A 7,069-nucleotide genomic window follows, 5' to 3' on the forward strand; every position below is an offset into this window, starting at 1 on the left:
CCCCGCCACCGCCCGCCCACTCACCTCCCTCCCCCCACGCTTGCCCGTCCACCTTTCCCCCTCCCCCTCACCGCCCCGAGCGGGCGAAGTTCCGCACGGCGAGCGGCGCGGCGAGCGCGATCAGCAGAACGCACCAGCCGAGCGCGGCGGCCAGCGGGTGCTGCGCGGGCCAGCCGCCGCCGGGCGCGGACGGGTTGCCGAACAGTTGCCGCCCGGCCTCGGCCACGGCGCTGACCGGGTTCCACTCGGCGAGCGCGGCCAGCCAGCCGGGCATCCCGCCGGTGGGCACGAAGGCGCTGGTGAGCATGCCGAACGGGATGGTCAGGGCGCCGAGTTGGCCGGCCGTCTCCTCCTTGCCGACGGCCAGGCCGAGCGCGGTGCCGACCCAGCCGCAGGCGAACCGGAACAGCAGCAGCAGGCCGAACGCACCGAGCGCCGGGCCGAGGCCGTGCCGGATCCGCCAGCCGGCCGCCAGGCCGACCAGCGCGGTCGGCACCAGGACGGCGGCGGCGACCAGCAGGTCGGCCAGCGCCTGGCCGGTGAGCAGGCCGAGCCGGGAGACCGACATCGAGCGCAGCCGGTCGGTGACGCCCCGTCCGGCGTCCCGGGCACCGCCGACCATCGCGGGCATGACGGCGTTCAGCGCGACCAGTGCGAACAGTCCGGGCATCAGGAACTCCCGGTAGGCGCCGCCCCCGGGCACCTCGATCGCGCTGCCGAACACGTAGCCGAACACCCCGACCATGGCGACCGGCACCAGCAGCGAGGAGAGCAGCAGCCCGGGCGAGTGCCGGTAGACCAGCAGGGTCCGGCGGGCCGAGGCGGCGGCGTCCACCGGCATCGTCATCACACTCATGCCGCGCTCCCCAACTCCGGAACGTCCAGCCCCGGAACGTCCAGCCCCGGGACGGCGCCCGCAGCAGCGCCGGCAACCCCGCCCCCGCCGGTCAGCGCGAGGAAGGCGTCGTCCAGCGACGGAGTGCGCAGCGCGACGTCCGAGGCGGTGACACCCGCCGCGTCCAACTCCCGTACCAGTTGCGGCAGGGCGAGCGGCCGGGCCGGGTCGGAGACGGCGCTCAGCCGGCCGCGCGCGGGGTCGACGGCGGGGTGGCCGCCGGTGAGTGCGGCCAGTACGGCGCGGGCCCGTTCCAGGTCGGCGTCCTCGGGGAGGGCGACTTCGACCAGGGTGCCGATCGCGGCCTTCAGCCGGGCGGGGGTGTCGTCGGCGACGGTCCGGCCCCGGTCCAGCACGGTGACCCGATCGGCCAGCCGGTCGGCCTCGTCGAGGTACTGGGTGGTGAGCAGCACGGTGGTGCCCTGCTCAGCCAACTCCCGTACGGCGGACCAGATCTCGCGTCGGCTGCGGGGGTCGAGTCCGGTGGTCGGCTCGTCCAGGAACAGCACGCGGGGGCGGGCGATCAGGCTCGCCACCAGGTCGAGCCGGCGGCGCATGCCGCCGGAGTAGCCGCGCACCAGGCGGTCGGCGGCGTCGGTGAGCCGGTGGCGCTCCAGCAGTTCCGCGGCCCGCTCCCGGGCCTTCGCCGCGCCCAAGTGGTGCAGCTTGCCGAGCAGTTCGAGGTTCTCCCGGCCGGTGATGCCCTCCTCCACGGCGGCGTACTGCCCGGCCAGCCCGATCCGCCGCCGCACCGCGGCCGCGTCCGCCACCACGTCGTACCCGCACACCCGCGCCACCCCCCGGTCCGGACGCACCAGCGTGGCGAGCACCCGCACCAGGGTGCTCTTCCCCGCCCCGTTGGGGCCGAGCAGGCCGCACACCGCCCCTTCCGGGACGTCGAGTTCGAGTCCGTCGAGCGCCACGGTGGCGCCGAACCGCTTGGACAGGCCGCGTACGGCAATGACCGGGTCGCTCATGGCAGGCCCTTTCCGAGTACATCGTACGTAGTACCGCCACCATACTAGGTACGCCGTACGTAGAAAAGCGCGACCGAGAAGCCCCGCACACCCGGAACGCCCAGCACGCCCGGAACCCCCCGCACACCCCGCACGCCCCGAGCCGCCCTCCCCTGCAGCGCCTAGACTGGCCCCCGAGGTGATCAAGCGAAATGTCGTCCGGCGAGGAACCCGAGCTGATCTGGCTGCGCCCGGAGTACTCCGGCCGCGGGCCGAGGCCGGCGCACAGCCGGACGTCGATCGCGCGGGCCGCGCTCGGCCTCGCCGACCGCGAGGGGCTGGACGCGGTCACCATGCGCAGGGTCGCGGCCGAACTCGGCGCCGGCACCATGTCGTTGTACAACTACGTGCCGAAGAAGGAGCACCTGTTCGACCTGCTGGTCGACCTGCTGGCCGAGGAGTACGACCTGCCGGCCGGCCCCAGCGGCGACCCGCGGGCCGATCTCACCCTGCTGGCCCACCAGTTGCGGGGGATCCTGACCAGGCACGGCTGGGCCACCACCCTGATCACGCACCGCCCGAGCCTCGGCCCGAACGGCCTGCGGGTCACCGAGTTCCACTTGGCCGCGCTGGCCGGCACGCCGCTCGGCGGCACCGCCAAGATGGAGGCGTTCTCCCAACTGACCGGCTACGTCTGCCAGTTCACCGACTGGCAGCAGCGCTCCGCGCAGGCCGGCGCCCGCTGGCTGACCGACCTGGTCCGCTACCTGCAGACCGCCACCGCCACCGGCCGCTACCCGAACCTGACCGCCACCCTCGCCGAGAGTGGCGCCCCGCCCGACCCGGACGCCGCCTTCGAACGCGGCCTGCAACGCCTCATCACCGCGCTCCTGACAGCAGACTGACGCGCCGTCAGACCGAGGCGCGGCACGGATCCCCGTAGACCCCCGTCTGCTCCCGGCACGGCCCCGGATCCACCGGCACCTCGGGATCCACCGCCCGCGCGCACCAGCCGCACCGCAGGCCCACCGTCGCCCCGGCCGCCCGCAGGTCGGCCACCAGCCGCCGGGCCTCGGGGAACTGCCAGGTCGACGGCAGCTCGACCGGCAGTTCCGCCAACGCCTGACTCGCCCCCCACAGGCTCCAGGAAACCGCCCTCCCCAGCTCCTGGTACACCGCGATCCGCCGCTCGCCGACCGAGGTGATCAGCACCGCGAACTCCGGGTCCTCCGACACGGCTCCCCCGATTCCCTTGCCAGGGAGGGGAGTTTACCGTCAGGCGGTCCGCCGCAGCAGCGCCAGATACATCGCGTCCGTCCCGTGCAGGTGCGGCCACAACTGCACGTCCGGCCCGTCCCCCAGATCGGGCACGCCGGGCAGCAGCGGACGGGCGTCGATCCACTCCACGTCCGCCCGGCCGCGCAGCACGTCGTCGACCACGGCCCGGGTCTCCGCCAGGTGCGGCGAGCAGGTCGCGTAGCCGACCACGCCGCCGACCCGCGCCGCGTCCAGCGCCGAACGGAGCAACTCCCGCTGCAGCGGCCCGAATCCGGCGATGTCCTCGGGGCGGCGCCGCCAACGCGCCTCCGGTCGGCGGCGCAGCGCGCCCAGGCCGGAGCACGGCACGTCGACCAGCACCCGGTCGAACGCCCCGCCCTGCCAGGCGCCCCGCGTCCCGTCGGCGGTGATGACGGCGTACGGTCCGGGGTTGCCGTCCAGCGCGCGGGCCACCAGCCGGGCGCGGTGCGGCTGCTTCTCGGAGGCGACCAGCGCCGCGCCGCGCTCCGCGGCGACCGCGCCGAGCAGCGCAGCCTTGCCGCCGGGGCCCGCGCAGCCGTCCAGCCAGAGCTGGTCGGGGCCGTCCAGCGGGGCGTTGGCGAGGGCGAGGGCGACCAGCTGGCTGCCCTCGTCCTGGACACCGGCCCGGTTCTCCCGCACCGCGTCGACCCCGGCCGGGTCGCCGCCGTCGGTGAGCCGCAGCGCGTACGGCGACCAGCGGCCGTCCTCGACCTCGGGCAGCGCCTCGCGCAGCTCCGCGACCGAGGAGCGCCCGGGGCGGGCCACCAGGGTGACCTCGGGGCGGGCGTTGTCGGCCTCCAGCAGCTGCTCCATCGCCTGCCGCCCGCTCGCGTCCGGCTGCCAGCGGCCGAGCGCGTCCCACAGCGAGGAGACCACCCAGCGCGGGTGGGAGTGGACGACGGCCAGGTGGTCCTCGGCGTCGTCCTCGTAGGGCGGGGCGACCTGGGCGACCCAGCCCGCCAGGTCCTGGGCGCTGATCTTGCGCAGCACGGCGTTGACGAACTTGGCCCGGCCGTCGCCGAGCACCACCCGGGCCAGCTCGACGGTCGCGGACACCGCGGCGTGGCTGGGGATGCGGGTGCCGAGCAGCTGGTGCGCGCCCAGCGAGAGGACGTCCAGCACCGGCGGGTCGACCTCGCGCAGCGGGCGGTCCACGCAGGCGGCGATGACCGCGTCGTAGGTGCCCTGGCCGCGCAGCGTGCCGTACACCAGCTCGGTGGCGAGCGCCGCGTCGCGCCGCTCCATGCCCTTGCGCTCGGCCTCGCGCAGCAGCGAGGGCAGGATCAGGTTGGCGTACGCGTCGCGCTCGTCGACGGCCCGCAGCGCCCGGAACGCGACGATCCGGGCGGGGTCCTTCTTCGGACGGCGGTGCGGACGGGGGGCGCGCTTCGCGCCGGCGGGGGTGCTCAAAACGAATGCCTCGAAACAAAAGGTGCTGCGGATCAGGTCCGACCCGACGAGGGGTCTCCCCCAAGTCTAGGCCGAACCCACCCCGCACCCCGTCCCCGAAGGCCCCGCCCGCGCCTCAGCCCTCGAACCGCTTCCCGTCGGCCCTCGACCCTCAGCCCTCGAACCGCTCCCCGTCGGCCCTCGACCCTCAGCCCTCGAACCGCTCCCCGGACTCGATCCGCGCCCCGCGCGCCCAGTCCGCGGCCGCCATCGCCTTCTTGCCCTGCGGCCGGACCTCGCCGAGCTCCACCTCGTGGCTGCCGGTGCCGACCCGGACGCTGTTCTTGGCGACCGCCAACTCGCCCGGCGCCAGGGCGGTTTCGCCGGGCAGCAGGCGGACGGGGCCGGTGACCTTGAGCCGCTCGCCGCGGAAGGTGGTCCAGGCGCCGGGCGCGGGCGCGCAGCCGCGCACCACCCGGTCGACCCGCAGCGCGGGGTGGGTCCACTCGATCCGGGCGTCCTCGACGGTGAGCTTGGGTGCCAGCGACACCCCGGCGAGCGGCTGCGGCTCGGGCCTGGCCTGCCCGTCCTCGATCGCGTCCATGGTGCGCACCAGCAGCTCGGCGCCGGCGTGCGCGAGCCGGCCGAGCAGGTCGCCGCTGGTGTCGGTGGGCTTGACGGTCTCGGTGAGGACGCCGAACACCGGCCCGGAGTCCAGGCCCTCCTCGATCCGGAAGGTGGACGCACCGGTGACCTCGTCGCCCGCCATCACCGCGTGCTGCACGGGCGCGGCGCCGCGCCACGCGGGCAGCAGCGAGAAGTGCAGGTTGACCCAGCCGTGCACCGGGATCTCCAGCGCGCCGGGCCGGATCAGCGCGCCGTACGCCACCACGGGGCAGCAGTCGGGGGCGATCTCGGCCAGCCGGGCCATGAAATCGGGCTCGCTCGGCCGGGCCGGCTTGAGCACCTCGATGCCGGCCTCCTCGGCGCGCTGCGCGACGGGGCTGGCCACCAGCTTGCGCCCGCGCCCGGCCGGCGCGTCGGGGCGGGTCACCACGGCGACCACCTCGTGCCGGGAGGCCAGCAGGGCGTCCAGGGCGGGAACGGCGACCTCGGGGGTGCCGGCGAAGACGAGACGCACGGGCGGGGGCCTTTCACTGGATTCGAACGGTCGGAACATCTGATTGCCGGGAAATACCCGCCGAACAGCCGACGAACAGCCGACGAACGGACACCGGCCGGCCGCCGAGCGACCGCCGGGCAACCGCCCTCCGGCCCCCGACAACCGTATTTCCGCACAACCTCAACACATGATCGGCGGACGAACCGTCAGCGGATCGGCCCGAAGGTGGAATGCGGCGAGATCCGCACCGTCGGCGCCGGACCGCCGCCCCAGTCGGTCTCCCGGATCGCCTTCATCGCGGCCTTCCGGGCCTCCCGGTCCAGCCGGTCGATGAAGATGATCCCGTCCAGGTGGTCCGTCTCGTGCTGGATGCACCGCGCCAGCAGCTGGGTGCCCTCCACCGTCACCGGCTCCCCGTGCATGTTGACGCCCCTGGCCACCACGCCGTACGCCCGCTTGGTGTCGAACCGCAGGCCGGGCAGCGACAGGCACCCCTCGGGGCCGTCCTGCTCCTCCTCGCTCAGCGACAGGTCCGGATTGATCAGGTGGCCCACCACCCCGTCCACGTTGTACGCGAACACCCGCAGCGAGACGCCCAGTTGCGGCGCGGCCAGCCCGGCCCCGGGAGCCTCCAGCATGGTGTCGGTCAGGTCCTTCACCAGCTTCCGCAGCTCCTTGTCGAAGACGGTCACCGGCTTCGCGGTCGCCCGCAGCACCGGGTCGCCGAAGATCCGGATCGGCTGAACTGCCAAGACTGCGACTCCCTCTGCACCGACTCTGCACCGACTCTGCACCGACAGGACCGCCCGGAAACGGCGGCCTCCGGGAAGTCTATGCAATCCCCGCCACCGGTTCGGGCGGCCACTGGCATATCCCGAGTCGCACTCCGCGCGTGACCCAACGACCCGACGTGCGTTGGTCAATGCGAATTGACCGGGACGCGCGAGCGCCCCGAGCACGCGACCCGACCGAGAGGTGGCAACGAGGCCATGGCCGAGCAGATCAACCACGACGCCCGGGCCCGGGCGTCCCTGCACCTGCTGGTGCGGGACATCGAGCGGGTCCGACGCCAGGTCGACGCCCTGCGCACGCTCACCGCCCAACTGGGCAACGTCTACCGGCCCCGCCGCCCCAGCACCTCCGCCGGCTTCGTGGTCTACGGTCGCGCCCCCGCCCCGACCGTCCGGCTCGCCCAGGAACTGCGCGAGAGCGTCGAGACCCTGGTCGCCGCCGCCGTCGAGTTCGACCGCGCCCTCGGCTTCTCCTGGGACTCGGTCGGCTCCGCGCTCGGCGTCACCAAGCAGGCCGTCCACCGCCGCTACGGCATGCGCCGCCCCACCGGCGAACTCCTCCCCGCCCCGCGCGAGACCGACACCCCCGCCGCCCCGCCGCCGCCCGCCGCCGCCA

At 74.7% G+C, this 7,069-nt stretch carries 8 protein-coding genes; 2 read left to right on the forward strand and 6 right to left on the reverse strand.

Features of this window, described 5'->3' with window-relative positions:
• Positions 1–67: 67 nt before the first annotated feature.
• Entirely contained in the window at positions 68–856 is a 789-nt protein-coding gene (locus IH44_RS0138350; protein WP_030464485.1) for an ABC transporter permease, read from the reverse strand.
• Positions 853–1,872, reverse strand: coding sequence for an ATP-binding cassette domain-containing protein (locus tag IH44_RS0138355; RefSeq protein WP_051818215.1), 1,020 nt, complete (start codon positions 1,870–1,872; stop codon positions 853–855). Before IH44_RS0138355 ends, IH44_RS0138350 begins: the two co-directional genes overlap by 4 nt.
• Positions 1,873–2,063: 191 nt before the next feature.
• Between IH44_RS0138355 and IH44_RS0138360 the strand changes: the two genes are divergently transcribed.
• Positions 2,064–2,756, forward strand: a complete 693-nt coding sequence (locus IH44_RS0138360; protein ID WP_030464487.1) for a TetR/AcrR family transcriptional regulator — start codon at positions 2,064–2,066, stop codon at positions 2,754–2,756.
• Between the two features lie 7 nt (positions 2,757–2,763).
• On the opposite strand, the gene IH44_RS0138365 is transcribed toward IH44_RS0138360, so the two are convergent.
• The 4 genes from IH44_RS0138365 to def form a co-directional block, all read right to left on the reverse strand.
• Positions 2,764–3,087: a hypothetical protein gene (locus IH44_RS0138365; protein ID WP_030464488.1), complete on the reverse strand. Its 324-nt coding sequence runs from the start codon at positions 3,085–3,087 to the stop codon at positions 2,764–2,766.
• Positions 3,088–3,126: 39 nt separating this feature from the next.
• Entirely contained in the window at positions 3,127–4,560 is a 1,434-nt protein-coding gene (locus IH44_RS0138370) for an RsmB/NOP family class I SAM-dependent RNA methyltransferase (protein ID WP_030464489.1), read from the reverse strand.
• Between the two features lie 187 nt (positions 4,561–4,747).
• The gene (fmt, locus tag IH44_RS0138375) at positions 4,748–5,680 is read right to left on the reverse strand and encodes a methionyl-tRNA formyltransferase (protein ID WP_030464490.1); all 933 of its coding nucleotides are present in this window, start codon (positions 5,678–5,680) and stop codon (positions 4,748–4,750) included.
• Between the two features lie 188 nt (positions 5,681–5,868).
• On the reverse strand, positions 5,869–6,414 hold the full coding sequence (gene def / locus IH44_RS0138380) for a peptide deformylase (protein ID WP_030464491.1): 546 nt from the start codon (positions 6,412–6,414) through the stop codon (positions 5,869–5,871).
• Positions 6,415–6,651: 237 nt separating this feature from the next.
• Here def and IH44_RS0138385 point away from each other — a divergent pair.
• Positions 6,652–7,069 (forward strand): hypothetical protein (locus tag IH44_RS0138385; RefSeq protein WP_030464492.1); only part of this gene is annotated, 418 nt, incomplete at its 3' end.

The organism is Kitasatospora sp. NRRL B-11411 (genome assembly GCF_000721345.1).
GTDB classification, from domain to species: domain Bacteria; phylum Actinomycetota; class Actinomycetes; order Streptomycetales; family Streptomycetaceae; genus Kitasatospora; species Kitasatospora cineracea.